At 30.7% G+C, this 26,044-nt stretch carries 23 protein-coding genes and 4 tRNA genes; 3 read left to right on the forward strand and 24 right to left on the reverse strand.

Features of this window, described 5'->3' with window-relative positions:
* Positions 1 to 17: 17 nt before the first annotated feature.
* From B8965_RS11540 to B8965_RS11575, 8 genes are all read right to left on the reverse strand, one after another.
* Positions 18 to 1,259, reverse strand: coding sequence for a competence/damage-inducible protein A (locus B8965_RS11540; protein WP_084054344.1), 1,242 nt, complete (start codon positions 1,257 to 1,259; stop codon positions 18 to 20).
* Between the two features lie 134 nt (positions 1,260 to 1,393).
* Positions 1,394 to 2,863, reverse strand: coding sequence for an AAA family ATPase (locus tag B8965_RS11545; RefSeq protein WP_084054345.1), 1,470 nt, complete (start codon positions 2,861 to 2,863; stop codon positions 1,394 to 1,396).
* Positions 2,860 to 3,417 carry a hypothetical protein gene (locus tag B8965_RS11550; protein ID WP_084054346.1) on the reverse strand — a complete coding sequence of 186 codons (558 nt, stop codon included), beginning with the start codon at positions 3,415 to 3,417 and terminating at the stop codon, positions 2,860 to 2,862. Before B8965_RS11550 ends, B8965_RS11545 begins: the two co-directional genes overlap by 4 nt.
* A 95-nt stretch (positions 3,418 to 3,512) precedes the next feature.
* On the reverse strand, positions 3,513 to 3,938 hold the full coding sequence (locus tag B8965_RS11555; RefSeq protein WP_084054347.1) for a phosphatidylglycerophosphatase A family protein: 426 nt from the start codon (positions 3,936 to 3,938) through the stop codon (positions 3,513 to 3,515).
* A gap of 3 nt (positions 3,939 to 3,941) precedes the next feature.
* On the reverse strand, positions 3,942 to 4,481 hold the full coding sequence (gene pgsA / locus B8965_RS11560) for a CDP-diacylglycerol--glycerol-3-phosphate 3-phosphatidyltransferase (protein WP_084054348.1): 540 nt from the start codon (positions 4,479 to 4,481) through the stop codon (positions 3,942 to 3,944).
* Entirely contained in the window at positions 4,468 to 5,808 is a 1,341-nt protein-coding gene (rimO, locus tag B8965_RS11565) for a 30S ribosomal protein S12 methylthiotransferase RimO (RefSeq protein ID WP_084054349.1), read from the reverse strand. The genes pgsA and rimO overlap by 14 nt, the downstream gene beginning before the upstream one ends.
* Positions 5,809 to 5,899: 91 nt before the next feature.
* A complete protein-coding gene (locus B8965_RS11570; RefSeq protein ID WP_341451843.1) occupies positions 5,900 to 6,745 on the reverse strand; it encodes a helix-turn-helix domain-containing protein in 846 nt (281 codons plus the stop codon).
* A gap of 94 nt (positions 6,746 to 6,839) precedes the next feature.
* A complete protein-coding gene (locus B8965_RS11575; protein WP_084054351.1) occupies positions 6,840 to 9,122 on the reverse strand; it encodes a DNA translocase FtsK in 2,283 nt (760 codons plus the stop codon).
* 157 nt (positions 9,123 to 9,279) lie between these two features.
* On the opposite strand from B8965_RS11575, the gene ychF reads away from it, so the two are divergent.
* Entirely contained in the window at positions 9,280 to 10,383 is a 1,104-nt protein-coding gene (gene ychF / locus B8965_RS11580) for a redox-regulated ATPase YchF (RefSeq protein ID WP_084054352.1), read from the forward strand.
* 84 nt (positions 10,384 to 10,467) lie between these two features.
* Here the strand turns inward: ychF and speE are convergent, their stop codons facing one another.
* The 15 genes from speE to aspA all read right to left on the reverse strand — a co-directional run bounded on the left by speE (position 10,468) and on the right by aspA (position 23,773).
* The gene (speE, locus tag B8965_RS11585; protein ID WP_084054353.1) at positions 10,468 to 11,322 is read right to left on the reverse strand and encodes a polyamine aminopropyltransferase; all 855 of its coding nucleotides are present in this window, start codon (positions 11,320 to 11,322) and stop codon (positions 10,468 to 10,470) included.
* A 1-nt stretch (position 11,323) separates the two neighbouring features.
* Positions 11,324 to 12,778: an aminotransferase class I/II-fold pyridoxal phosphate-dependent enzyme gene (locus tag B8965_RS11590; protein ID WP_084054354.1), complete on the reverse strand. Its 1,455-nt coding sequence runs from the start codon at positions 12,776 to 12,778 to the stop codon at positions 11,324 to 11,326.
* A gap of 17 nt (positions 12,779 to 12,795) precedes the next feature.
* Complete coding sequence (speD, locus tag B8965_RS11595; RefSeq protein WP_200805924.1) at positions 12,796 to 13,611, reverse strand: adenosylmethionine decarboxylase; 816 nt, start codon at positions 13,609 to 13,611, stop codon at positions 12,796 to 12,798.
* Positions 13,612 to 13,839: 228 nt separating this feature from the next.
* Entirely contained in the window at positions 13,840 to 14,625 is a 786-nt protein-coding gene (locus B8965_RS11600) for an EFR1 family ferrodoxin (protein ID WP_084054356.1), read from the reverse strand.
* Between the two features lie 282 nt (positions 14,626 to 14,907).
* Positions 14,908 to 15,675: an aminotransferase class IV gene (locus tag B8965_RS11605; RefSeq protein ID WP_084054357.1), complete on the reverse strand. Its 768-nt coding sequence runs from the start codon at positions 15,673 to 15,675 to the stop codon at positions 14,908 to 14,910.
* A complete protein-coding gene (gene pabB / locus B8965_RS11610) occupies positions 15,672 to 17,033 on the reverse strand; it encodes an aminodeoxychorismate synthase component I (protein ID WP_084054358.1) in 1,362 nt (453 codons plus the stop codon). Before pabB ends, B8965_RS11605 begins: the two co-directional genes overlap by 4 nt.
* Before the next feature lie 12 nt (positions 17,034 to 17,045).
* Positions 17,046 to 17,612, reverse strand: a complete 567-nt coding sequence (locus tag B8965_RS11615) for an anthranilate synthase component II (RefSeq protein WP_084054359.1) — start codon at positions 17,610 to 17,612, stop codon at positions 17,046 to 17,048.
* 146 nt (positions 17,613 to 17,758) lie between these two features.
* The gene (locus B8965_RS11620; protein ID WP_084054360.1) at positions 17,759 to 18,136 is read right to left on the reverse strand and encodes a VOC family protein; all 378 of its coding nucleotides are present in this window, start codon (positions 18,134 to 18,136) and stop codon (positions 17,759 to 17,761) included.
* Positions 18,137 to 18,150: 14 nt separating this feature from the next.
* Positions 18,151 to 18,588, reverse strand: a complete 438-nt coding sequence (rnhA, locus tag B8965_RS11625; RefSeq protein WP_084054361.1) for a ribonuclease HI — start codon at positions 18,586 to 18,588, stop codon at positions 18,151 to 18,153.
* Positions 18,589 to 18,657: 69 nt separating this feature from the next.
* Positions 18,658 to 20,334 (reverse strand): formate--tetrahydrofolate ligase, encoded by a 1,677-nt coding sequence (locus tag B8965_RS11630; protein WP_084054362.1) that lies wholly within the window; start codon positions 20,332 to 20,334, stop codon positions 18,658 to 18,660.
* 93 nt (positions 20,335 to 20,427) lie between these two features.
* Positions 20,428 to 21,792: an aspartate aminotransferase family protein gene (locus B8965_RS11635; RefSeq protein WP_084054363.1), complete on the reverse strand. Its 1,365-nt coding sequence runs from the start codon at positions 21,790 to 21,792 to the stop codon at positions 20,428 to 20,430.
* Positions 21,793 to 21,982: 190 nt separating this feature from the next.
* Positions 21,983 to 22,071, reverse strand: a tRNA-Leu gene (locus B8965_RS11640).
* 36 nt (positions 22,072 to 22,107) lie between these two features.
* Positions 22,108 to 22,196 (reverse strand) — tRNA-Leu (locus tag B8965_RS11645).
* 11 nt (positions 22,197 to 22,207) lie between these two features.
* Positions 22,208 to 22,281 (reverse strand) — tRNA-Cys (locus B8965_RS11650).
* A 70-nt stretch (positions 22,282 to 22,351) separates the two neighbouring features.
* Positions 22,352 to 23,773, reverse strand: coding sequence for an aspartate ammonia-lyase (gene aspA, locus B8965_RS11655; protein WP_084054364.1), 1,422 nt, complete (start codon positions 23,771 to 23,773; stop codon positions 22,352 to 22,354).
* Between the two features lie 86 nt (positions 23,774 to 23,859).
* Between aspA and B8965_RS12520 the strand changes: the two genes are divergently transcribed.
* Positions 23,860 to 23,931: transfer RNA gene (locus tag B8965_RS12520), tRNA-OTHER, on the forward strand.
* A 182-nt stretch (positions 23,932 to 24,113) separates the two neighbouring features.
* Positions 24,114 to 25,127: a hypothetical protein gene (locus B8965_RS11660; RefSeq protein ID WP_084054365.1), complete on the forward strand. Its 1,014-nt coding sequence runs from the start codon at positions 24,114 to 24,116 to the stop codon at positions 25,125 to 25,127.
* Positions 25,128 to 25,250: 123 nt separating this feature from the next.
* Here the strand turns inward: B8965_RS11660 and B8965_RS11665 are convergent, their stop codons facing one another.
* Positions 25,251 to 25,898, reverse strand: a complete 648-nt coding sequence (locus B8965_RS11665) for a YigZ family protein (protein WP_159446348.1) — start codon at positions 25,896 to 25,898, stop codon at positions 25,251 to 25,253.
* Between the last annotated feature and the right edge of the window lie 146 nt (positions 25,899 to 26,044).

Below are 26,044 nucleotides of genomic sequence, written 5' to 3' on the forward strand. Positions count from 1 at the left end.
ACTTTCTAAAACATATATTATACTTTAATTAAAGTTTTACGTAATAAATTCAGTGCATAAGTAGCAGCATTTGCCCTGATTTCCTGCCTATCACCAAAGAAGATTTTTTTCTCGCAAAGTTCTATTTCTTTACTTACTAATCCTATATAGGTAAGCCCTATAGGTTTTTCAGCTGTTGCTCCTCCTGGACCTGCTATACCTGTTGTTGAGACGGCTATATCTGCTCCTAAAAGGTCTAAAGCACCTTTTGCCATGGCTATGGCAGTTTGTTCACTGACAGCTCCTACAGTATTTAAAATTTCGGCATCTACCTTTAAAATATTTTCTTTAATAGTATTAGAATAGGATACCACACCACCTAAAAAGTACTCTGAACTTCCAGGAACTTGAGTAATATTTTGAGCAATTAATCCCCCTGTACAAGATTCAGCTGTAACTAATTTTAAGTTTCTTTCTAGAAGTAGTTTTCCTACAGCTTCCTCTAGTTTAAGTTCATCTGAACCATAATAATATTCTCCTACTCTTTTTAGTATTTCATTTTTGATAGGTGCAATTAAATTTAAAAACTCATTTTTATTTTGTACCTTTGCAGTTACCCGGCAATGTATCTCACCTTTTTTTACATATAATGCTAAAGTGGGGTTTGTTTGATTGTGCATTAAATCAATTAGCTCATTTTCCAACCGAGATTCAGATATACCTATAAACTTTAGATTTTCAGACATTATATGCTCATTGTTTAAATTTAAACTTTCTAACCATTTAATCACATGATTTGAAAATATATATTTCATTTCACTTGGTGGACCAGGTAATAAAATATAATTTTTTTCTTCTTTAGTAAGTAGAACTCCGCTTGCTGTACCTATTTTATTTTCTAGTACTTTAGCTCCTTCAGGAATTAAAACTTGCTTTCGATTATTAGCACTCATCACTAAATTACGTTCTGCAAAATACTTTTGAAGTCTCCTTAAATCATTCTCATCTTCATATAAAGAAACCTCTAAAACTTCTGCTAATACTTGTTTAGTAATATCATCTTCTGTTGGACCTAATCCTCCAGTAAAGATTAACAAATCTGCTCTTTTTTGTGCAATTTTAATAACTTCCTTTAACCTAGTAGAATTATCCCCTACCTTTGATTGAAAAAAGACGTCTACTCCTACCTTTGCCAATTCCTGGGCAATATATGCTGAATTAGTATCTATTGTATCACCAAGTAATAATTCAGTACCAACAGTTATAATTTCACAACGCATAGCATCACCTATTCTTATTAGTTTATATTCTTTATATTATCATATAGAAAATTTATGTCACAGTATATTTTATCTAATATCTGTATTCATCATTTATGAAGTTTTAAAAGAAATAAAAAAATGCGTCCCAAAAATCAGGACGCTTTCTTATCAAGTATTTCTCTTATTTTTTCCCCAGTAATTTTTTCTTCATTAACTAATAAACTAGAAATCTCCTCTAAATAATTTAGATTTTCATTTAATATTTCCTGGGTTATATCTTCTTCTTTCTTGATAATTTCAGAAATAGTATTATTAATTGTTTCGGCTGGAAGATCTTCAATAGAAATGACACCTAGAGAAGATAATCCTGCATGAATCATGTTTTTAGCTAATTTTATAGCTTGTTCAAAATCATTGCTTGAACCTGTACTTCTATTGCCTAGGCATAATTTTTCAGCTAAAGAACCAGCTAAACAAATTTTAATTTGATTTCTTAATTCATTTTCCGTATATAATTTTTGATCTTTTTGAACTTGACGAACATAACCTAAAGCATTCCCTCTAGATGTCACTGTTACCTGTGAAACTGAATTAGGGTTTACCACTTCACTTACAATAGCATGACCTGCTTCATGATAAGCAATTCGTTTTATAACTTCATTTTTAGTCTTGTTATTAAGTTTTTCCCCTAACATTACCTTATCTATTGCTTCTTTAATATGAATATGATCTATTTCTTTAGCATTTTCTCTTAGTGCTAAAATTGCTGCTTCATTAGTAACGTTTTCTAAATGAGCTCCTGAAAACCCATAAGTTTCATCTGCTATTTCTTCTAAGTTAACATTTTTTGCTAAAACTTTATTTTTTGTATGGAGTTTTAATATTTCTAACCTTCCATCATTTTCTGGTAAATCTACTTTTACTTGTCTATCAAATCTACCTGGTCTTAATAAGGCAGAATCTAGTAAATCCGGTCTATTTGTTGCACCAATTACTAAGATATTAATATCACTACCACTTATACCGTCCATTTCTACTAAAAATTGATTAAGAGTTTGATCATATTCCATATGACTACCGTTACTTCCTCTTTGTCCTCCGATAACATCTATTTCATCAATGAATATTATAGCTCTATTTTTATTATCTTTTTTAGCTTTTGTTCTAGCTGTATTAAATATCTTTCTTACTCTTTGTGCCCCTACACCTGCATACATTTCAATAAATTCCGAACCTGAAGTCGCTAAAAAAACAGCATCGGAATAAGTTGCTGATGCTTTTGCAAGTAGGGTTTTTCCTGTACCCGGAGGGCCTGTTAATAAAATACCCTTTAAGGGTCTAATACCTCTTTGACTAATTTTTGTGGAATTAATTAAAAAATCTAATGCTTCTTTTAGTTCTCTTTTAGCAATTGTTTGACCACCGATATCATCAAAGGCAAAATTATTCTCAGGCTTTATTTCTTGATATGCATTTACATTTACAAGCCCTTTTTTTTGCATTATAAAATATAAAGCCCCTGCTATAATTGCTAAAATTATAAATGGCTGCATATTAACTCTAAGGAAAAACAAAAAACTTATTACACCTAATAAAACACCGATTATATACTCTTTCCTCATAATTTATCACTTCCTATATTATTAATAATAGTAGGATGCTCGTCTGTCTGTCTCCTAAAAACTTTATATAGATAATACTCTCCATCTTCTATTTGCAGGAATAGATAATCATTGGTAATTGTTAGTTTACTATTAGTTACTGATAAATCTTGACTCAAACTATTGAATTTTTCTTGTAAATTCACAAAATTTCCAAGTGCTTGTGCTTCATAAACAGCAGGATGAATATCTTGATAAAATGCATTAAGTTTTGAATTTGGATTACTATATATTTCTAATGCTAAATCTTGATCAAGTAAATTACTTGCACTATTTTCCATGAAATCCTGAAAATCTTTTGGGAAACTATCTACTTTACTAACTTTAATTTTTAAAGTTGTTTTTGATTTTTCATTAAGTTCATATTTTTCAATAAAACTATTATTATCTAAAACATTAGTTAGTGGTTTTTGGAGAAATTGATGTTCATAAAAGAAATAACCAAATAGCAATATCCCAAGGGTCATCATCATAATCCCAAAAACAATCATTAATTTAGATGTTTTCTTGAACATTGGCTTCTCCCCTTTCAGAAGTTAATTATAACAAAGATATAGGTATAATAACCTTATGAAAAGAGTGGAAAAAAATAAACACGCCTAAGACGTGTTTATATTACAAACATTATTAAACTAAGAACAATTCTCGCAAATATCCCAGCTACAATATCATCCATCATTATTCCTAAGCCACCAGGCAAACGCTGTAACTTATCTATCGGATAAATTTTGGAGATATCAAATATTCTAAACAAAATAAATGCATAAATTAAATATACACCTGAAACATGATACGCGGCAATCCAAATTCCAACCATTTCATCCCACACAATTCGTGGACTATCATGTTCACCTAAGTATTCTTCTGCCTTTTGACATATATAAATACCAAGTATTGCAGTAATAACAATAGATAATAGATTACTTGGCAGAAAGTATGTAATTATAAGAGCAAGGAGCGACCCCCATGTTCCCGGAGCTGGCTTTAAGTTTCCGGTACCTAATCCTGTAGCTAAAAGATATATTATTTTCTTCATTTATTAACCAACCTTTATCAGTTTTCCAGCTTTACTAAAGTAATCTATTCCTGAATATATAGTGAAAAACACAGCAATATATAATAAATATTGTCCTAAGGATAAACCTATTAAATTAATAATAAAATCGTTCATTAAAATGGCTATAATTGCAATTATTTGTGATACCGTCTTGTATTTCCCAATCTTACTTGCAGCTATTACTACCCCTTCTGAAGCTGCAACAGCTCTAAGACCTGTAACTGCAAATTCTCTCCCAATAATAATCACAGCTATCCAACCAGAAATTTTGCCTAATTCAACTAAAGAAATCAGGGCAGCTGAAACTAATAATTTATCAGCTAAAGGATCCATTATTTTACCAAAGTTAGTTATTTGTTTTCTTTTTCTAGCAATATATCCATCTAGCCCATCTGTACTAGCTGCAATTATAAAAATTAAAGCAGCTATAAATTGACCATAAGGCATCTTTACTAGCAAAAAGAACATAAAAAATGGCACTAAAATTATTCGAAAAATGGTTAAAGAGTTAGGTAAGTTCATAGTCAACCTCTCCTATTAAATCATAGTCTTGTAAGTGCGTAATTTTCACTTTAATTAACTCTCCTAGAGTTAGGGTTTTTTCTGAGTACACCATTATCACTGGGTCAATTTCAGGTGCCTCACCTTCACTACGACAAATCCATAAATTTTCTCGTTCGGGATGACATTCGTCTACTTGAACCGAAATAATTTTGTTTCTTAGCAAATCATGTTTTTCTATTAAAATATCATGTTGCAGCTCCATTAACCGTCTTTTACGTTCTTCCTTTACATCTCCATCAATTTGTCGCGGTAACTTTGCCGCAGGTGTACTTTCTTCCTGTGAATAAGTAAATGCTCCTACACGATCTAATTTCATATCTTCTAAAAATTTCATAAGATTATCAAAATTCTTTTGTTCTTCTCCCGGAAAACCTACGATAAATGTAGATCTTATAATCATTTCAGGAATCTTATTTCTAATTTTTGTTAATAAACTTCTTATTTCATTTTCTGTTATTTGTCTCCCCATTTTTCTTAATATATTATCATCGCTATGTTGGAGGGGAATATCTACATACTTGCATATTTTAGGTTCATCTCTAATAACTTCTATCAATTCATCTGTGAAATTATTAGGGTAACAATAAAGCAATCTAACCCATCTTAAATCATTAATTTTCACTAAATCTTTTAATAAAGAAACTAAATTATAATCACTATAAAGATCAATCCCATACTGGGTTATATCCTCAGCAATAATTAAAAGCTCTTTTACCCCACTATTAACTAATTCTTCTGCTTCTTTTAGTATATTGTCTTTTTTTCTACTTCTATAAGGACCTCTAAACTGTGGAATAATGCAATAAGTACAATTATTATCACAACCCTCAGCTATCCTTAAATAAGCATAATGACTTGGAGTAGACACATGCCTAGGTAATTCAATATACTCTTTAAAGTCATTATTTACCTTTACTATATAGTTCTTATTTTGGATAAATTCATTTACAGCATTCATAATTTCTTCATAGGCTGTTGTTCCAAGAAAAATATCCACTTCTGGTAATTCTTTATGTAATTCCTCATGATACTTTTGAACTAAACATCCTACAACTATTAAAACTTCACACTTGCCACCTTTTTTATACTGCGCCATTTCTAAAATGGTATTTATAGATTCTTCTTTAGCATCACCTATAAAACCGCATGTGTTAATTATTATTATATCTGCTTCTTCAGGATTATTCATAAAAGTATGATTAGCATCTTTTATTAAAGCAATCATATTTTCTGAATCAATTAAGTTTTTTGCACAACCTAATGATATAAGTGCCACCTTTTTCATAATATTGGCACCCCTTTCTTAAAACTAGTCAGACTAAGTATATTACAACCATAAAGCAGTGTCAAAAAAAACCTCTACAAGAGAGAGGTTTTTATAAATCATCTTTTGTAAATTCTTTATTCTTAATAACTTGTTTTTCTTCTCCTAGTAATCCTAGTTTTTTCTTACCTAGATACACCTCAGCTACCCCTGCATTACCTAAACTTATTTTTATCTTTTGATCTGCTTCAACTGTTTTTATTTGTCCTTCTTCTAGTATGCCTTCATAGGATTTGTTTCCATCACTATACAATTGTACCCAACATTCTTCTTTTTCTGGCCCAATATCAATAATTTTTACTTTTAAAAGCAGTTTGTCATCCTTTTGGTCATCTTTGATTTTGTCTTCATCTTCTTGCTCATTGTCTAAAATGTCTTTATCCTTATCTTTAGAAGGCTGAACTTTATCTGGTGTTACAGCATTATTTTTAGGTTTGTTTTCATTTACAGCTGGTTTTTCAGTATTTTGTTCAATTTGAGTTTTGTCTTTTTCAGGGTTAACTTTATTATCATTTTTAAATAATTTTGCCATTGCCGGTATTACAAGTGCCAAAACTATTAACGAAATAATTACACCTGCGATTATAATTTGATTTTTATTCAATGTAAATTTCGGCTTTTCTTCAGAAGCTTCTTCTTCAATAGCAGGTTGTTCCTCTACTGGTTCAGCAAAAGAGTCTTCAAATTGTTTTAATAAATCAGGTACATCTAAACTTAAATAGTTACCATATAATTTTAGAAACCCTTTTATGTATACCTTTCCAGGCAAAATTTCATAATTATCTTCTTCTAACGCTTCTATATATTTTTTCCTAATTTTAATCTCTTTTTCAACTTCTTCAAGTGATACTCCTTTTTTTAATCGTGCCTCTTTTAAAATTTTCCCGATACCTATGATACCACACCTCCAATTACTATACTAACTATTTATATTTCAACAAAGAAATATAAATTCCTGCCCATAATTATAAATATTTGTATATAATCTATTTCTAATACTTACCATAAATTCGCTCATAATCATTAACGGTTATTAAAACTTGTCTTGCCTTGCTTCCTTCATGTTTACCTACTATACCTTTTACTTCCATAATGTCAATTATTCTTGCTGCCCTATTATAACCAATTCTAAATCGTCTTTGAAGAAGTGAGATTGAGGCTTGACCATTTTCAATAAATAATTTAGTTGCCTCTGGAATTAACTCATCATTATCATCATCTTCCTTAATTTTTACATTTTTGATTTCCTGGTTAGTTATTTCCTCCAAATACTCAGGGTTATCTTGTTCTTTTAAAAAATCCACAATTTTCACAACATCTTTGTCTGATACATATACACCCTGCAGGCGAGTAGGTTTTGGTAATCCTGTTGGATAAAAAAGCATATCTCCCCTACCTAATAACTTTTCAGCGCCACCCATATCTAGAATAGTTCTTGAATCAATTTGAGAAGATACTGCAAAAGCAATCCTTGAAGGAACATTTGCCTTAATTATACCTGTAATTACATCTACTGATGGCCTTTGTGTAGCTATTACTAAGTGTATACCAGCTGCCCTTGCCATTTGAGCTAATCTACAAATTGCATCCTCTACATCCGCTGGAGCTATCATCATTAAGTCTGCAAGCTCATCAATTAACACTACAATATACGGCATAAATTCGCCTTCTTCATGGTTACCTATGTTTTCATTATACCTGGTGATATCTTTTACACCTGAGCTTGCAAATTTTTCATATCTAGTTTCCATTTCATGTACTGCCCATCTTAACGCAGATGCTGCTTTTTTAGGATCAGTTACTACAGGAGTAATTAAATGTGGTATTCCATTATATGTAGTCAGTTCTACCATTTTAGGATCTATCATGATAAATTTTACCTCAGATGGTTTAGCTTTAAATAAAATACTATTTATTAGTGCATTCATACATACGCTTTTACCTGAACCAGTAGAACCAGCAATTAATAAATGAGGCATTTTTTCTAAACTTGTAACGATTGACTTTCCTGCTATGTCTTTGCCTAGTGCAACACTTAAATATGACCTAGATTGTTTAAATTCTTCACTTTCTATTACTTCTCTAAATCCTACCGTAGATACCTCTTTATTAGGGACTTCTATTCCTATTGCCGCTTTACCTGGAATCGGAGCCTCTATCCGTACATCTGCTGAAGCTAAACTAAGGGAAATATCATCAGCTAAATTTACAATTTTACTTACCTTAACACCTGGTGCAGGTTGAAATTCATATCTTGTGATAGCAGGTCCACAACTTACTTGTACCACTTTACCTTTTACACCAAAACTCTCTAGTGTTTTTTGAAGCACCATAATATTATCATTTATGTCACGTTGATTTAAACCCGTTTTGCTTTTAATAGTTTTTTCAAGCATATTTACGTTAGGAAGATTAAAATCTCCATCCTTTAGACCCTCATTAACCCTAACTATTGAAATATCTTCTTTATTATTTCCTAATTCCTTAGAATTTATTTCGTTATTCTTTTTTCGTTCTTTTTTTATATTTTCTTTTATCAAATTCTCTTCTTTGCAATTATCCTCATTTTCAAAATGACTAATTATTAAAGGTTCTTCTATTTTATTTTCTTTATTTGTTTTTTCCTCAATATTTTTTTTTTGCACCTTTTTTGGAATTACTTCTTCACTTTCATCTTCAGTTGTAAAGACAAAATTCACTAGTTGCTCTTTTAACCCTTTAGTCACATTTTTTAATAGATTTAATACTTTTAAAGTAACCTGTTTTAATGATGTATTAGTTAAATACAGTAAACTTGAAATCCAAATAGAAAAAATCAGTAAATAAGCTCCTACTAATCCTAAGGTGATTAACAAAAGCCAACTAAAAAATCCTCCTATTACTCCTCCTCCTGAACCAATAAAACCATTTTGTACAGATTTAGCAAATGTTTCAATAGCCTCTATAGGTAAATTAAGATGGAAAATAGTTAGTAAAGTAGTAATTAATATTCCAATTACTGTTATCCTTTTCTTATTTAGATTTGCTCTTTTGTACATAATACTAATACCAATATAAAGTATGTATAAGGGAATAAAGGTTTTACCATCCCCTGCAATGCTTGTAATAGATTTTATAAAAAACGAACCTATAAAACCGATTCTTTCCTCAGGCAAAACATATGAACCTTGTGGCTCATTAATTAAGCTAAGTAATATATATAGTGCAATCCCTACAAGAATTATACCTTTAAATTCAAATTTCAATTCATTAATAACCGTTTTTCTTTTACTCACCAAGACCACCTCATTGTCTCTATGCTATTAATTTTGCCAAAAATTACTTAAAACCTTACTAGTTGACTATAGATTAAAGCTTTATTTCTTGTCAACTAGTTATTTTAATAATATACTTGAAAAGGTACTATGTGAAATTATGCAAGGAGTGAAATAAATGGCTTTAAAATGTGGCATAGTTGGTTTACCTAATGTTGGAAAGTCAACTTTGTTTAATGCAATTACTCAAGCAGGTGCAGAATCTGCTAACTATCCATTTTGTACTATTGATCCTAACGTAGGAGTAGTTACTGTTCCTGATAATCGTTTGGACAAACTTACCGAACTTGTAACCCCTAAAAAAACTGTACCAACAGCTTTTGAATTTGTTGATATTGCAGGATTAGTAGAGGGTGCTAGTAAAGGTGAAGGACTTGGCAACAAATTCTTATCTCATATTCGTGAAGTTGATGCTATTGCCCATGTGGTTCGTTGCTTTGTGGATGATGATATTACTCATGTTTCAGGAGGGGTAGACCCAACTAGAGATATTGAAGTAATCAACTTAGAATTAGTGTTAGCTGATTTAGAGAGTATGGAAAGACGCCTAGAAAGATTAGCTAGCAAAGTAAAAGGTAAAGATAAAGATGCAATTTATGAAAATGAAATTGTACAAAGATTAGTAACAGATGCTCTCAGTGATGGTAAACCTGCGAGGTCCCTTGACTTTGATCAAGATGAACTAAAAATAGTTAAACAATTAAACCTTTTAACTAGTAAACCTATTATTTATATTGCAAATGTAGGTGAAGATGATATTGCTGAAGTTGATACTAATCAAATAGTACAAAAAGTTAGAGATTATGCTGCAAAAGAAGGCGCTTCTATAGTACCAGTATCAGCTAAGCTCGAGTCAGAAATTGCAGAACTACAAGGCGAAGAAAAAGATATGTTTTTAGAAGAATTAGGCCTCAATGAATCTGGTTTAGATAAGCTAATTAGAGCTGCTTATGATTTATTGGGACTTTATACTTACTTTACAGCAGGGGTTCAAGAGGTAAGAGCTTGGACAATTACTAAAGGTATGAAGGCTCCCCAAGCAGCAGGAGTTATCCATACAGACTTCGAACGTGGCTTTATTAGAGCAGAAGTTGTCTCTTATGATGATTTATTAGCAGCTGGAAGCATGAACCAAGCCAAAGAAAATGGTAAACTTCGTTTAGAAGGTAAAGAATATGTCGTGCAAGATGGCGATGTAATGCATTTTAGATTTAATGTGTAAAATAGTATTCTTATAATTTCACTGCAAAATAGGTAGACACCTCTGAGATAATTTCAGAGGTGTCTTTTAATTCAATGGATAGTCTTATTCATCTTGACTTGCAAGCATTTCCATAACATAATTCGGTAGCGCAAAACATCCTTTATGCAAATTTGTATTATAATATTTTGTTTTTAACCCAAGATCATTCCACTTTTCTATCTCTACATTACCTAGTGGATCTATTTTCTTTGATGCAAACCCAAATAACCAGTGTCCTGATGGATATGTAGGAATATGTGCTTGATAAACCCTACAAATCGGGAAAAACTCTTTAATTCTTTTATGAGCTCTTTTCATTGCATTTGCGTAAGTAGGGTAATATGGGCTTTCATGTTGATTTACTAAAATTCCATCTTCATTAAGAGCATTAAAGCAATTACCATAAAATTCTTTTGTAAATAGCCCTTCTCCAGGACCAAATGGATCTGTAGAATCTACAATGATCAAATCATATTTATCTTTCTTTGTGCGAACAAATTTTAATCCATCCTCATAAAAAATGTTTACTCTAGGATCCTCTAGTTGGGATGCAGTTAATGGAAAGTACTCTTTACATACATCTACAACCAGCTTGTCAATTTCCACCATATCAATATTCTCAATAGTTTTATATCTTGTAAGTTCTCGTATTGTTCCTCCATCTCCTGCACCAATAACTAATACATTTTTTATATTAGGATTAGTTGCCATAGGAATATGAACAATCATATCATGATAAATAAATTCATCTTTCTCAGTCAACATCATCAATCCATCTAATGTGAAAAATTTTCCAAACTCTTCTGAATCAAATACATCTATTTGCTGAAACTCACTTTTGTTATTATATAATTGTTCTTTCACCTTTATACTAAAACGTACTGAGTCTGTATGTTGCTCTGTGTACCATAATTCCATATTAATTTTCCTCCACAATATTTATTTTTTCTATCTTTAAGTCCTGGGCTCCTGTTAGAGAACAGCCTTTGGCTTTTGCATAATCGATATATTCTAAAATTTCATTTGTAATTCGTTCCCCAGGGGCAAGTATTGGGATTCCAGGTGGGTATGACATTACAAATTCTCCACATATCTTCCCCTGGCTAGCATGTATCGGAATTTGTTCTTTATTAGAATAAAAGGCCTTTTGTGGAGGCATTACAACCTCTGGATTAATATACTCATGATCTAACATTCCTGCTTTATCCTTTTTATATAACCTTTTAATTTCTGATAATGCACCAATTAATCTTTCAATTTCAAAGGATCTATCTCCAGCTGAAATAATAGCGAGTATATTACCTAAATCACCAAATTCAATTTGAATACCATATTCATCTCTTAAAATATCATAAACCTCGATACCAGCAAGCCCAATATCCCTTGTATGTATTGACATTTTTGTTAAATCAAAATCAAAAATGGTATCTCCATTAATTATATCCTTTGCAAAAGCATGATATCCGCCGATTTTATTAATTTCTTCTCGTGCATAACATGCAAAATCCATTGTTTTTTTGAATATTTCTTTACCATTTACAACAAGATTTTTCCTTGCAAGGTCAAGAGAAGATAATAGTAGATAAGATCCACTTGTCGTTTGAGTAAGGTTAATAATTTGCCTTACATAACTACCACTTATACTTCCACTTACTAAAAGAATTGAACTTTGTGTTAACGAGCCACCTGTTTTATGCATACTTACTGCTGCCATATCAGCACCAGCTGACATGGCAGCTATTGGCATATTTTCTCCAAAATAAAAATGTGTACCATGTGCTTCATCCACAAGTACAAGCATGTTATAACTATGTGCAAGATTTACTATTTCAGATAAATTAGAACAAATGCCATAATATGTTGGATTATTCACTAAGATAGCCTTTGCTTCTGGGTTTTTTAATATAGTATTTTTAATATCAGAAACAGACATACCAAGTGGTATGCCTAAGTCTCTATCTACTCCTGGATTTACGTATATAGGTATTGCACCACAAACTACTAGAGCATTAATAGCGCTTCTATGAACATTTCGTGGTAATATAATTTTATCTCCTGCTTTACATGCTGTCATAATCATAGCTTGTACAGCTGAAGTCGTCCCATTTACCATAAAAAAGGCACTTTTTGCTTTAAATGCATCTGCAGCTAATTGCTCTGCCTCGGCAATAACAGAAATAGGATGAATTAAATTGTCTAAAGGTTTCATTGAATTTACATCTATTTTAAGGCAATCTTCTCCCAAAAATGCTGTTAGCTCAGGTGTTCCTCTACCACCCTTATGACCAGGTACATCAAAGGGTACGACTCTATTTGATTTATGTTTTTGCAAGGCTTCATATATAGGCGCATTTTTTTGTGAAAGTTTTTCCATATTATGTTCCTCCACAGCTAATATATATTCATTCCACTAAATATTTCTATCATTTCTTTACGAATATTATTAGTGATATCAAGCCTTTGTTTTGGGGTTAATTCATAAACATCCTGATTAAAAAGATAATTTTGTAGTTCTATTTCTTTAATAAGCATTTTGGTGTGAAATATATTTGATTGATATACATTCACATCTATAGCATCATATTCTCTAAGTGTCTTATTATCTATATAATCTTGAATTGATTTGATATCATGGTCAATATAATGTTTTTTTCCACAAACATCCCTTGTAAATCCTCGAACTCTGTAGTCAATAGTAATAATATCTGAATCAAAGCTTCCAATTAAATAATCAAGTGCATTTAATGGTGATATCATTCCACAAGTTGAAACATCAATATCTACCCGAAAAGTGGATATTGAATTATCTGGATAATATTCTGGATATGTGTGCACAGTTACATGACTTTTATCTAAATGAGCTACCACAGTATCTCTTTGTTCAGCTACACAAGCACCCTTATTGCAAGATTCATCAATCAAGTTAAGCGGTAAACCTTCTTCTGTTATAAGAATCGTAACAGAGGCTCCCTGGGGCTCATAATCTTGTTTTGAAATATTTAACACATGGGCTCCAATCATTTCAGTAACATCACATAAAATCTTAGTTAATCTTTCCGAGTTATATTGCTCGTCAATATATGCGATATAGTCCTTTTTTTCTCTCTCACTTTTTGCATAGCAAACATCATAAATGTTAAAGCTAAGTGTTTTTGTGAGGTTGTTGAAGCCATATAAAGTAATCTTTTTTTCCAACCCTAACATCACAACCTTTTTTATATTATGTAAGATTAAATTTATATGGTTTAATGTTATAAGTCAATATTAAAAAATTGTCAGTTAATTTATTTACTCATAAATAACCCATTAATTAATCTGCCCTATTATCTTAAATATAAACCCTAATTGGTTTTCTTTTGTTTTAGCTTGATAATTTCAACATAATTAATACTTTTATTTTAGCTTTAGTATTCTCCCTTATTCCTTAAATCATACTTAAAAATCAAGATAATCCGCTAACATTTGGTTTGCAGTTATATTAGGATGATGGTATTTTGTTCGATTTTGTGTTTTATCTCCATAATTAATAGAATATTTAGGACAAAATACAATGCAACTCATACACTGAGAACAATCATGTTTAAACTCGGGTATTCCATTTTTCATTTCAATATTATGAGACATACAGATACGTTCACATAATTTACAAGAATTACAATCTTCATTTACATTAAAGTTTTTATCTTGTTCATAAAGTGACCCAGTTAAATATTTCTCAAATAATCGCAAAAATTCTTTTCCTATCGTTTTTTTAGGCTCCTTATTACAGATTTTCTGGGAAACTTCTTTAACAATCTCTTTTAAATCCTCTCTAACCCCAGCTAATGTTCTTTTTTTCTCTAAATAAGGTTCATATACCGCTACATAGCTAGACATAGTAATGTGGGCTTTTGAATAGGAAACCTTGGCACCTTTTTTCGCTATGATTTTCTTGAAATCTACTAAAACATTTACAGGTAAGCCTCCACTAGTCGCTACCGCAAAAATATACGCTTTATTATTAATTTCTAACTTTTCAATGAATTCTTTGGCATGTTTAGGTAAGCACCAATGATGCACCGGAAAGGTAAATCCAATAATATCAGCATCTAAAGCGGGTACCTCCTGTGGATCACCCCTCATAGGAATAACCCTGGTATTTTTTAATTCCTTTGCTATTTCAATAGCAACATTTAAACTATTTCCCGTCCCCGAAAAATAATAAATGATATTTTTACTCATATCTACTCCTTCTAAATTACTATAATATTTTATACAATAACCTCTACTCCCCTACATCTATCCTCACATTTAAATTATAAACTTACCATAATTATAATGCCATCTATTAGTAACACGAAAAATATAATATCTATTGGACAAATAATAGACATAATAGACGTAATTTAAGCTAATTTTATTTTAAAACTGCTATTTCAAGATGTAATGTGTAAATAAAATAAAACCTTCTTGGTAAAATTATGAAATATCCAAGAGGGTTTTTTCTAATTATAAATAACTGTCTTAATTATAAGCCTTTAAAACATTTATATAACTTTGATATATTTTTTTTATTTCTTCATATTTAAAAGAATCAAAAATTTTATCTTCGATTCTATATATTGGCATTATCCCAATTAAGGAATTGGTAATAAACACCCCTTCTGCTTCTTTAAGAAATTCTCTAGTAACTACTTTTTCAGTAACGGGAAAATTATTTATTACCCACTTCCGGGTTATTCCGCCTAGTATTCCTAGTTCTAATAGAGGTGTAATGATTTCACCTTTAACTAAGAAGAAAATGTTTGAAATACATCCTTCTAGTATTTCTTCATTTAAATTTAAAAAAAGCATATCAATATTACCTTTTTCTCGTCCTTTGACTAATTCTATCGCATTTTCCAAATAATTAGATGTCTTATATTGATGTATTATACTTCTTCCTCTTCTAACTAAAGATATATCTAAGCTAGCCATTAAATAATCTTCCCTAGTATAACCATAGTCTCTCGTGGAATAAATAATGTTTAATTCACTTACGCTAATCTTTAAAACAAATTTATTTTTATTAAGTTCATAATAAAAATAAGCAATTTTTTTAAGAACTTCTTCCTTTGTTATTTGTTTCTTTATATTTAAAAATAACAATCCATTTTTTAACCTATCTAAATGATCCTCAAGAAAAACCGCCTTTCCTTTTATCACTAAAATAGTTTCAAATACACCTTTTCCAGTCATAAATCCGCTATCTAATTCTAAAGTTTTTTTAACTTCATTATTTATAATAATCATAATACCCTCATTAAAGCATGTCCTTTATCTAAAGTTTCTCTATATTCTTCTTCTTCATTTGAATCCCAAGTAATAGCTCCACCCACACCAAAATAAGCTTTATTTTCTTTAATAACGATAGTTCTAATTACAATATTCAAATCCATATTTCCATCATAACCAAGATAACCAATGCTACCTGTATAAATATTTCTTTGATTTGGCTCTAGTTCATCAATAATTTCCATAGAACGAATCTTGGGTGCTCCTGTTATTGATCCCCCTGGAAAGGTAGCTTGTAAACACTCTACAATATCAACCTCATCCTTTAACTTTCCTGCGACCGTACTAACTAATTGAAAAACAGTCGGATATTCTTCTATTTTAAATAAGTCCTGTACCTTTACCGTTCTCTTTTTACATATTTTACTTAAGTCATTTCGTACTAAATCAACAATCATAAGATTTTCTGCCTGATCCTTTTCGCTATTTTGCAGGAAAGTTTTATTTTGCTCATCTTCTTCCTTTGTTCTACCTCTTCTCATCGTTCCTTTTATCGGTCTAGTTTCAATATTTCTATCTTTAATTTTAATAAACCTTTCAGGAGAACTAGAGAGAATGGTAATCCCTTCTAAATTCATAAAAGCAGAAAAGGGAGCTTTATTAATTTTTCTTAAATTTTGGTAAATATCATACGATTCTTTATTTAAAGGGCATTCCATACGTTGGGTAAGATTAACCTCATAAACTTCTCCCTGCTTTATATAATTTCGCACTTTTTTTATAGTATCTAAATATGCTTGCTTGGAAAAATTAGCTTTTATATTTTTGTTTTTTGTTAATTTTTCATCATTAAAATTTGCTGTTTTTCCTTTTATTATTTTTTCTGTAACAAATTCAAAATAGCTTTCACATTCGGCATCTTTTAGGTGCCCGGCGTATACCTTATTTAATATATTATCAATAACGATACTACCTTTATAAAAATTAAAATAAATATCTGGAATATTAACATCATCTATAGTTGTTTTGGGTATATTTTCAATTTCATTACAAAGATCATAGGCTAAATACCCTACTCCTCCTGCTATAAAAGGTAGTGGAGTATCATTAATAAATTGATATTCGTTTAATAGTTCTCTTAACTTTTCAAAAGAACTGCCTTCACTAAACTCTATATTATTTCCTCTTTCTATTTTAAATTTACTTTCCTTTCCCTTAAATGAAAGAAAAGGATTAAATACAATAATAGAATATCTACCCAAAATTTTATCTTTCATAGAGCTATCTAAAAAAATAACTTCTTTTTCATTTTTAAAAAGTGAAAAAATTGAAAAATCATCTAGATACGTAGTTATTTCTTTGTAAATTACCTGCATTATAAATCACCACTACTTACAAATTTTTATAAAATTGCGTAAAAGATCATGACCGCACTCAGTTAAGTGTGCTTCAGGATGAAATTGAACTCCTTCTATTTTATATTTTTTATGTCTTATCCCCATTATTACACCATCACTAGACCTTGCCGTTACTTCTAATTCATCAGGTAAATTATCATCTACAATTAAAGAATGATATCTAGTAACATTTAAAGGTGTTCTTATTCCCTCAAAAATACCTTTTTGATCATGGTTTATAGAAAAGACTTTACCATGTACAGGTTGTTTTCCTTCAGTAATTTGCCCTCCAAAGGAGCTTGCAATAGCTTGATGTCCTAGGCAAATACCTAAGATAGGTATCTTTTCTTTAAAATGATTAATAATTTGCATACTTATACCCGAATCTAAAGGAGTGCCTGGTCCTGGTGAAATAATAATTCCATAGGGATTTATCCTCTCTACCATTTCTAGGCTTAAATCATTGTTTCGAAATACTATTACTTCTTCATCTAATTCTTCAAAATATCTCACTATATTATAGACAAACGAATCAAAGTTATCTACCACAATAAACATAACTAAAGACCTCAACCTTTTTTTATAATTTTTCTCTGATTATGAACCTCGTTGTTTAATATTGGCTAAGTTTAATTTAAAAAACCTTTTCAGTATAATCTTCTTTTAACTTATACTAAAAAGGTTTTAATTTTTTCAAACTAGTATTATACGTCAAAATCAGCTGGTAAAATTTCTAACCAATAGCCATCTGGATCCGCAATAAAGTAGATACCCATTTCTTTGTTTTCAAAACAAATACAACCCATTTCTTTATGCTTTTCATATGCTTTTTCAAAATTGTCTGTAGTAAATGCAAGATGAAACTCATTTTCCCCTAAATTATATTTTTCAGTTCTTTCTTTGATAAAAGTTAATTCTAATAAATGAGGGGTTTTTTCATCTCCTAAATAAACTAGGGTAAAACTACCATCTGGAGCTTCATGCTTTTTTGTTTCTACTAGTCCTAGTGCTTCTTTATAAAAAGCTAGGCTTTTTTCCAAGTCTAAAACATTGATATTATTGTGAGCAAAAGAAAATTTCATTGTAAAACCTCCATTTATTTATTATTTTTAATAGCTTCAGTAGCTAAAAAATCGCAGCGATTATTTTTTTCATTGTCAGAGTGACCTTTTACCTTTATCCATTCAACCTGATGTTTTGATGTTAACTCAATTAAGTTTTTCCATAAGTCTTGGTTTTCCACGGGTTTTTTACTTGCTGTTTTCCAGCCATTTCTTTGCCAGTTAGTGATCCACTTATTCTTAAAAGCGTTGACTACATAGGCACTATCAGAATAAATTTTCACATTACAAGCTTCTTTTAACAATTCTAGAGCACGTATAGGAGCTAGTAATTCCATCCTATTATTAGTAGTATCTTTTTCATATCCTGATATTTCTTTTTCATTTTCATTATAAATTAATACTGCACCCCAGCCACCTGGGCCTGGGTTACCACTACAGGCTCCATCTGTGTATATTTCGATTTCCTTCAAACTTTACCTCCACATAAAACTAAAAATTTTCTAATTATTTTATCTCTTATTGTAATTTTACCAAATAAACTAAAATAATCCAGTAATTTTACCATTATTATCAACATCTATATTTTCAGCTGCAGGAACTCTAGGTAATCCAGGCATAGTCATAACATTACCTGTTAAAACAACAATAAATCCAGCTCCTGCTGAAACTTTGACCTTGCTTACATTTACTTCAAAATTATCTGGTGCTCCTAATTTAGTAACATCATCTGAAAACGAATATTGCGTCTTAGCCATGCAAATGGGTAAATCACCAAATCCTAATTTTTCTAAATGAGAAATTTCTTTTTCTACACTCTTAGAATAATTAACCTTATTCCCCTTATAAATCTTTGTAACAATAGCTTCTATTTTTTCTTTGATAGTTGAGTTAACCGAATAACAAAATTCAAAGTCATTCTTTTCATTACAAATACGAATAACTTCTTTGGCTAACTCTATGCCACCTGTACTTCCTTTAGCCCAAACATTAGAGACAATAGCCTTTACCCCTAATTCCTCACATCTTTTCTTTACTAAGTCTAACTCACTTTCGGTATCAGTTGGGAAAAAGTTTATAGCTACTACTAGTGGTAATTTATATATTTTTTTAATATTTTCAATATGTCTTTGTAAATTTGGTAATCCTTTTTCTAGTGCTTCTAAATTTTCTTTTCCTAAATCTTCTTTTAAAACCTCTCCATGATGTTTAAGAGCCCTAATGGTAGCTACTATAACTACAGCATCAGGCCCAATTTCTGCCATCCGACACTTTATATCTAAAAACTTTTCTGCTCCCAAATCAGCACCAAATCCAGCTTCTGTCACTACATAGTCACCTAGTTTTAAAGCCATTTTAGTAGCCATTACACTATTACAACCATGAGCAATATTTGCAAATGGTCCTCCATGAATAAATGCAGGCGTATTTTCTAAGGTTTGTACTAAATTTGGTTTTAGAGCATCTTTTAATAAAGCAGCTAGTGCACCTGCTGCCTTTAAATCTCCCGCGGTTACAGGTTCATCATTATAATTATAGGCTACAACTATCTTTGCTATTCTAATTTTTAAATCTGAGAGGTCACTTGCAAGACAAAGTATAGCCATTATTTCCGAAGCAACTGTAATGTCAAACCCATCTTCTCGTGGCACACCATTAGCTTTTCCATTTAATCCATCTACAATGTAACGTAACTGCCTATCATTCATATCCATTACTCGTTTCCAAGTTATCTTTCTACTATCAATTTTTAGCTCGTTTCCATGATGAATGTGATTATCTAACATAGCTGCTAATAAATTATTGGCGGCACTAATTGCATGTATATCACCAGTAAAATGAAGATTAATATCTTCCATCGGTACTATTTGAGCATAACCTCCACCAGCTGCCCCTCCTTTTAGGCCAAAAACTGGTCCAAGTGAAGGTTCCCTGAGGGCAATTACTGTTTTTTTATTCAAACTATTTAAAGCATCACCAAGACCTACTGTGGTCGTTGTTTTGCCTTCTCCTGCTGGAGTAGGATTTATCGCTGTCACTAAAATTAACTTTCCATCATTAATATTTTGTAAATTATGTAATATTTTATAATCTATTTTTGCTTTATACTTTCCATAGTTTTCGATATAATCTTCTTCAATATCTAAACTTCTAGCTATATTATTTATAAACTGTAACTTTGCTTTTTGTGCAATCTCAATATCACTTAGTGACATCATACTACCCCCTTAAAGCTTTCATCTACATGAAAAATCACTTCAAATTATAATATTTACTTATTTGAAATGTCAACAATATTCACCACATACTACCTATATCTTGTTTTTAATACTACTAAATGCCATTTTAATAAAACTTTGATTATCCGAAAAAATATTATCTAGTGCATCTATTAGTTTTATTAAATATTCGTGGTTTATATTTAAAGCAGGTTCTATTCTAATAACATTAGGATTATTTAATGTATATGCCGTAATAATTCCATGCTCATTTAGTAATTTACCAGCAACCAAAGAAGCGTAATATTCCTCAGAAAGATTATTAAGCGTTCCTTTGGTTATTTTATTTAAGAACTTATTATTTTTTCCCTGTAGTTCTATACCAATTAATAAACCTTTCCCTCTAACTTCTTTAATAACTCCATATTTATCCTTTAATTTATTTAATTCTGTTAATAGAAATTTTCCTTTATCATGTGCCTGTTTACATATATCTTCATTTATTAGTTCATTAATAGTAGCTATGCCTGCTGCTGATGCCATAGTATTGCCACCAAAGGTAGAAGTATGAAGCATCGCAGTATCCATAGATCCATATGCTTTATCATGGATATTCTCCGTGGTAATATATGCACCAATAGGCATTACCCCTCCACCTAATGATTTTGCTAAACACATAATATCGGGTGTAACACTCTCATGTTCACAGGCAAACATTTTTCCTGTCCTTCCAAATCCCGTTTGAACCTCATCTATTATCATTAATACATTATGTTTACTACATAAATCTCTCACAATTTTTAAATATCCCTCAGGAGGTAAGATTACCCCTCCTTCTCCTTGAATACATTCTAAGATAAAGGCTGCTACATCTCCACCTTTAAGCTTACTTAAAAGAGCTGTAATATCCCCAAATGGAACTGCTTCACATCCTGGTAGTAAAGGATAAAAAGGCTTTTTATACTTTTGTCTACCTGTTACCGATAAAGCTCCTATACTCTTGCCATGAAAAGACCCCTCACAATATATTATTTTTGTTTTATTAGTTGAAATCTTAGCAAGTTTTAACGCCCCTTCCACTGCTTCTGCTCCGCTGTTACAAAAAAATACCCTTTGTAAATTTCCAGGTGTTATCTCCGCTAAATTACTGGCTAAAACTGCATTTAATCGACCTAAAGAAGCTTGTAATATATTTGGTAGTTCTTTTACTCTTTCTATTGCTTTGACTACACTAGGTGGATTATGTCCTAAATTTAGTGATCCATACCCTCCTAAAAAATCAATGTACTCTTTATCTTCAGAATCTACTACTATTGACCCTAGCGCCTTTTCATATACGCGATCAAAGTTAATTAACTTCATCGTATTTACCAGTGAAGGATTTAAATATTCATTATGCAATTTTTTAATATCCTTTTCCTTTAAATTCAAGGCATCCTCTATATCGTAAAGATTCATTTGAATTTCCCCTTTGGAAATATTTTCTAATTACTTATATTATATATTTACCAAGTAAAATTTTTTTAATCTATTTTATTATAATTACCAGCTTTACTAAAGAATAAATTAATCTAAATTATAATTATATAAAAGAAAAGCCCTAAGTTTAAGATGTTTCCATCAAATACTTAGGGCCTTTCTTTTAGTTTGGTGCCGAAGACCGGAATCGAACCGGTACGGGCTTTTAGGCCCGCAGGATTTTAAGTCCTGTGCGTCTGCCAGTTCCGCCACTTCGGCAAATTACAACTTGTCCAACTGTTATTAAAATTTAAATGGTGCCGAAGACCGGAATCGAACCGGTACGGGCTTTTAGGCCCGCAGGATTTTAAGTCCTGTGCGTCTGCCAGTTCCGCCACTTCGGCAATTATTTAAATGGAGGCGGCACTCAGATTTGAACTGAGGGTAAAGGATTTGCAGTCCTCTGCCTTACCACTTGGCTATGCCGCCTTGCTACGAGTTATCTGTAACAACAGAATTAATAATATCATGGCATTATAAATCTGTCAACACATTTACACTATTTTTTTTTCAAAACAGAGTTTTTAATAAATTCAGTAAAAATTCCTGGTTCAGTCATTACTCGAGGAGATAAAATATGTTCTATCTTTTCTTTAGATAATAAACCTTTTTCCTCTACTATTTCTGGTACAGAACGACCACTAGCTAATGTTTCTTTAGCTATTTCGGTTGCTTTCTCATATCCGATATAAGGAAGTAAAGCAGTAACAATACCTATACTGTTTTCTACCATCTCTTTACATCTTTCCTTGTTTGCCTTTATCCCCTCAATGCATCTTTCACGTAAAACCTTAACAGCATTACTTAATATTTCAATTGATTGTAATAAGTTAAAACACATAACAGGTTCCATTACATTTAATTCAAATTGCCCTGCTTCTATAGCCAATGCAACTGTTGTATCATTCCCGATTACCTGAAAACATACTTGATTAACGACTTCAGGTATTACTGGATTTACTTTACCTGGCATTATTGAAGACCCTGGCTGCATAGGTGGTAGATTAATTTCATTCAAACCACACCTAGGGCCTGAGGACATTAATCTTAAATCATTACAAATTTTAGATAAAGTTAACGCTAAGTTTTTTAGTGAGCTAGAAAAAGATGCTAATGCATCTAAGTTTTGCGTTGCGTCCACTAAATGTTTAGCCCTTTCTAATGGAATACCAGTAATTTCTCTTAAATTTTCAGTAGCTAGTTCTATATAGTCTAAGGTGGTATTTAATCCCGTTCCTACCGCAGTAGCTCCTAAGTTAATGATATGTATACCTTTTTCTTCTCTAATAATTCTTTCTGTAGATCTTTTAATTGCATCAGTATAAGCTTCAAATTCTTGATCAAGTCTAATTGGTACTGCATCTTGCAAATGACTTCTTCCCATTTTAACTACATCGTCAAATTCATGCGCTTTCTTTAAAAAAGATATTTCTAAACTTTTTAATTCATTTATAAGTCTAATATTTTTATTGATAATTGCTATACGCATAGCAACTGGGTAAGTATCATTAGTAGATTGCGACATATTAACATGGGTATTTGGTGAAACAATCTGATAATTACCTTTTTTATCATCTAATAATTCTATAGCCCTATTAGCTAAAACCTCATTTACATTCATATTCATTGATGTACCCGCTCCACCTTGTATAACATCAACAACAAATTGATCTAAAAACTTTCCTCCAAGTACCTCATCTGCTGCTTTGATAATAGCATTTCCTATTTTCTCATCTAAGAGACCTGTTTTGATATTTGCAAGCGCACAAGCTTTTTTTATCATTATAAAAGCCACTATTAAGTCATAATCTGGTTTATATCCTGTTATAGGGAAATTTTCAATTGCACGCATTGTTTGTATACCATAATAAGCATCTTTTGGAATTGACTTTTCTCCAAGTAGGTCTTTTTCTATTCTCATATTTAACACCTCTTTTTTCTTATAATTCTAAAAACATCCATTTGCCATAAGCCATGAACCTTGTTATAATTAATTCAGGCGTTAGAGAAAATTGTGGTGAAACGGTATCATACAGGTTGTGGCACCTGAGATATGGGTTCGAATCCCATCTGTTTTCTTCGTTACGCATCCAGCAATGATGGATGCGAGAATATTTGCATTTTTATTCTATCCTCCAATTTTGGAGGTTTTTTCTTTTTATAGCTAAATTAGATTTACTGAAAATTTATTTTATAAAACACAAATATTTAGCAGGTATTTACCATTTATTGTCAAATAGAAATAAATGGAGGTGTAGTTAATGAAAAAATTTCTAAAAATCCTGCTATATACACTATTTATTTTATCCATTCAAACCAATATCATACACGCAGAACCATCAAAAAATCCCAGACCCGAAAATTTAAAACCCCTTTTAAACTTAGAAGAGAATATTACTAATTTTAAAATTAGTGCAAATGAGCAATACATAGCTTACTATAATTCTTCTAGCCGTTATCTAATTGTTAAAAACCTGTACAGTAATACTGAAATTTGGAGAAAAAAAACAAATACTAATCTTTATGATTGGCATCCTAGCGAAGATATTTTAATTTATTCCGATAATAACAAATCTAATTTTAGTATCAATACTATAAATATCCATAATCCCGCTTCTTTAAAGACAATACATAGCGAAAAAAGTGAAAATCAAGATATTATTTTTCTTAAAAGTTCACCTCAAAAAGATGAAGTTTTTTTTATTGTTTTAAAAGGTTTTGCAAATGCACATGGCTATACTTCAACAATTAATTATGTAGATCAACAAAAAGTATCTTCAATCGGAGACTATCCTGATTCTGAATATATAACCTTTTCTACAGTAAATAGTAATTTTGCTATTAGTCAATTAAATTATCTTGATATGACTACAAATACCTTAAAATTAATTGATGCAAATTATAATTTACTAAACACCATTACTGAAGGACATATAACCTCTAGTCCACTTTTTTCTCTTAACGGCAAAGAAATAGTATATAGTGAATTAGATGATAACAATCAAAAAATTGTCTTATATGATTTAGAAAAAAATAAATCCACAATATTAAAAAATCACTCTAGTGATGTCCAAAATTTATGTTGGTTAAATAAAGATACTCTAGTATACTTATCTGGCACTAAACCCCATATTGAAATTTTTAATATAATTACACAAAATAACTTTACCTTATCTGAAGGCATGGCTCCTTTTACTCTAAATAATAATTTATATTTTTTAAAGGAGAATCCTCATACTTACGAAACTTTATTATATGTATACATTAACAATTAAAATATCTAGACCTACAGTGAGACTAACTATCGACACCATAAGGTTTCTGCCTTGCTAGTCTCTTGATTTATCTGTAGGTCTAATTCTATTTTGCACAATAACTTAAAAATTATGATTAGAATTTTAAGACAATTTTGGGTTAAAACTACTACCTTCCCAAAAAATCTTTTTAATAAAAATTATTTCATTTTTCCCACATGTTATATCTACAATTTTATTATGTGTCATTTCTTTAAATTCCACAGGAATTAAGATATTTAAAATAACATTTTCCATATAATTTATTTCTTTAATTATGATATCATCATTTAATAGTGCGTTTTTAATGCTCTCTAAGTCCTTATAATCAACGCTTAACTTCGCTTCCCAATATATTTCCGAGATAATTATTTCACTTGCTTTTAAAGCCTCTTTTACCGTTTGACTATAAGCTCTTATTAATCCACCTGTTCCAAGTTTTACTCCTCCAAAATAACGTGTCACAACAGCTAAAACATTTGTAATATTTTCTTTATTTAAAATTTCTAATATTGGTTTTCCTGCAGTCCCTTGTGGCTCTCCATCATCACTACATTTTTGAAACTCTCCTCCTGGTCCTAATTTAATTGCAAAACAATTATGATTCGCATCCTTATGGTTTTTTCGTATTTCTTCTAAAGCCTTTACTGCATTATCTTCAGAATCCACTGGAATTAAAAACCCTATAAACTTTGATTTTTTAATTATTATTTCTATTTCTGTTTTTTCTTTAATACTTTGATATTGTTTCATAGTGGGCACCTCCATACTAGTACCCATTATAACAATAAAATGAAATTTTAAAAAATCTATCCCTTCAAGTAAATATTAAAATTTCTTTTACTTGCCTACTAGATAATATATGAATCATTAAGTTTAAATGTGAATTTTAATAATAC

This window comes from Desulfonispora thiosulfatigenes DSM 11270 (assembly GCF_900176035.1).
GTDB lineage: Bacteria > Bacillota > Peptococcia > Peptococcales > Desulfonisporaceae > Desulfonispora > Desulfonispora thiosulfatigenes.

Excerpts from the sequence above, each read along its gene's own strand:
- B8965_RS11540 (WP_084054344.1), bottom strand. The coding sequence starts at position 1,259 with ATGCGTTGTGAAATTATAACTGTTGGTACTGAATTATTACTTGGTGAT.
- B8965_RS11545 (WP_084054345.1), bottom strand. The coding sequence starts at position 2,863 with ATGAGGAAAGAGTATATAATCGGTGTTTTATTAGGTGTAATAAGTTTT.
- B8965_RS11550 (WP_084054346.1), bottom strand. The coding sequence starts at position 3,417 with ATGTTCAAGAAAACATCTAAATTAATGATTGTTTTTGGGATTATGATG.
- B8965_RS11555 (WP_084054347.1), bottom strand. The coding sequence starts at position 3,938 with ATGAAGAAAATAATATATCTTTTAGCTACAGGATTAGGTACCGGAAAC.
- pgsA (WP_084054348.1), bottom strand. The coding sequence starts at position 4,481 with ATGAACTTACCTAACTCTTTAACCATTTTTCGAATAATTTTAGTGCCA.
- rimO (WP_084054349.1), bottom strand. The coding sequence starts at position 5,808 with ATGAAAAAGGTGGCACTTATATCATTAGGTTGTGCAAAAAACTTAATT.
- ychF (WP_084054352.1), top strand. The coding sequence starts at position 9,280 with ATGGCTTTAAAATGTGGCATAGTTGGTTTACCTAATGTTGGAAAGTCA.
- speE (WP_084054353.1), bottom strand. The coding sequence starts at position 11,322 with ATGGAATTATGGTACACAGAGCAACATACAGACTCAGTACGTTTTAGT.
- B8965_RS11590 (WP_084054354.1), bottom strand. The coding sequence starts at position 12,778 with ATGGAAAAACTTTCACAAAAAAATGCGCCTATATATGAAGCCTTGCAA.
- B8965_RS11600 (WP_084054356.1), bottom strand. The coding sequence starts at position 14,625 with ATGAGTAAAAATATCATTTATTATTTTTCGGGGACGGGAAATAGTTTA.
- B8965_RS11605 (WP_084054357.1), bottom strand. The coding sequence starts at position 15,675 with ATGATTATTATAAATAATGAAGTTAAAAAAACTTTAGAATTAGATAGC.
- pabB (WP_084054358.1), bottom strand. The coding sequence starts at position 17,033 with ATGCAGGTAATTTACAAAGAAATAACTACGTATCTAGATGATTTTTCA.
- B8965_RS11615 (WP_084054359.1), bottom strand. The coding sequence starts at position 17,612 with ATGTTTATTGTGGTAGATAACTTTGATTCGTTTGTCTATAATATAGTG.
- B8965_RS11620 (WP_084054360.1), bottom strand. The coding sequence starts at position 18,136 with ATGAAATTTTCTTTTGCTCACAATAATATCAATGTTTTAGACTTGGAA.
- B8965_RS11630 (WP_084054362.1), bottom strand. The coding sequence starts at position 20,334 with ATGATGTCACTAAGTGATATTGAGATTGCACAAAAAGCAAAGTTACAG.
- B8965_RS11635 (WP_084054363.1), bottom strand. The coding sequence starts at position 21,792 with ATGAATCTTTACGATATAGAGGATGCCTTGAATTTAAAGGAAAAGGAT.
- aspA (WP_084054364.1), bottom strand. The coding sequence starts at position 23,773 with ATGAGAATAGAAAAAGACCTACTTGGAGAAAAGTCAATTCCAAAAGAT.
- B8965_RS11660 (WP_084054365.1), top strand. The coding sequence starts at position 24,114 with ATGAAAAAATTTCTAAAAATCCTGCTATATACACTATTTATTTTATCC.
- B8965_RS11665 (WP_159446348.1), bottom strand. The coding sequence starts at position 25,898 with ATGAAACAATATCAAAGTATTAAAGAAAAAACAGAAATAGAAATAATA.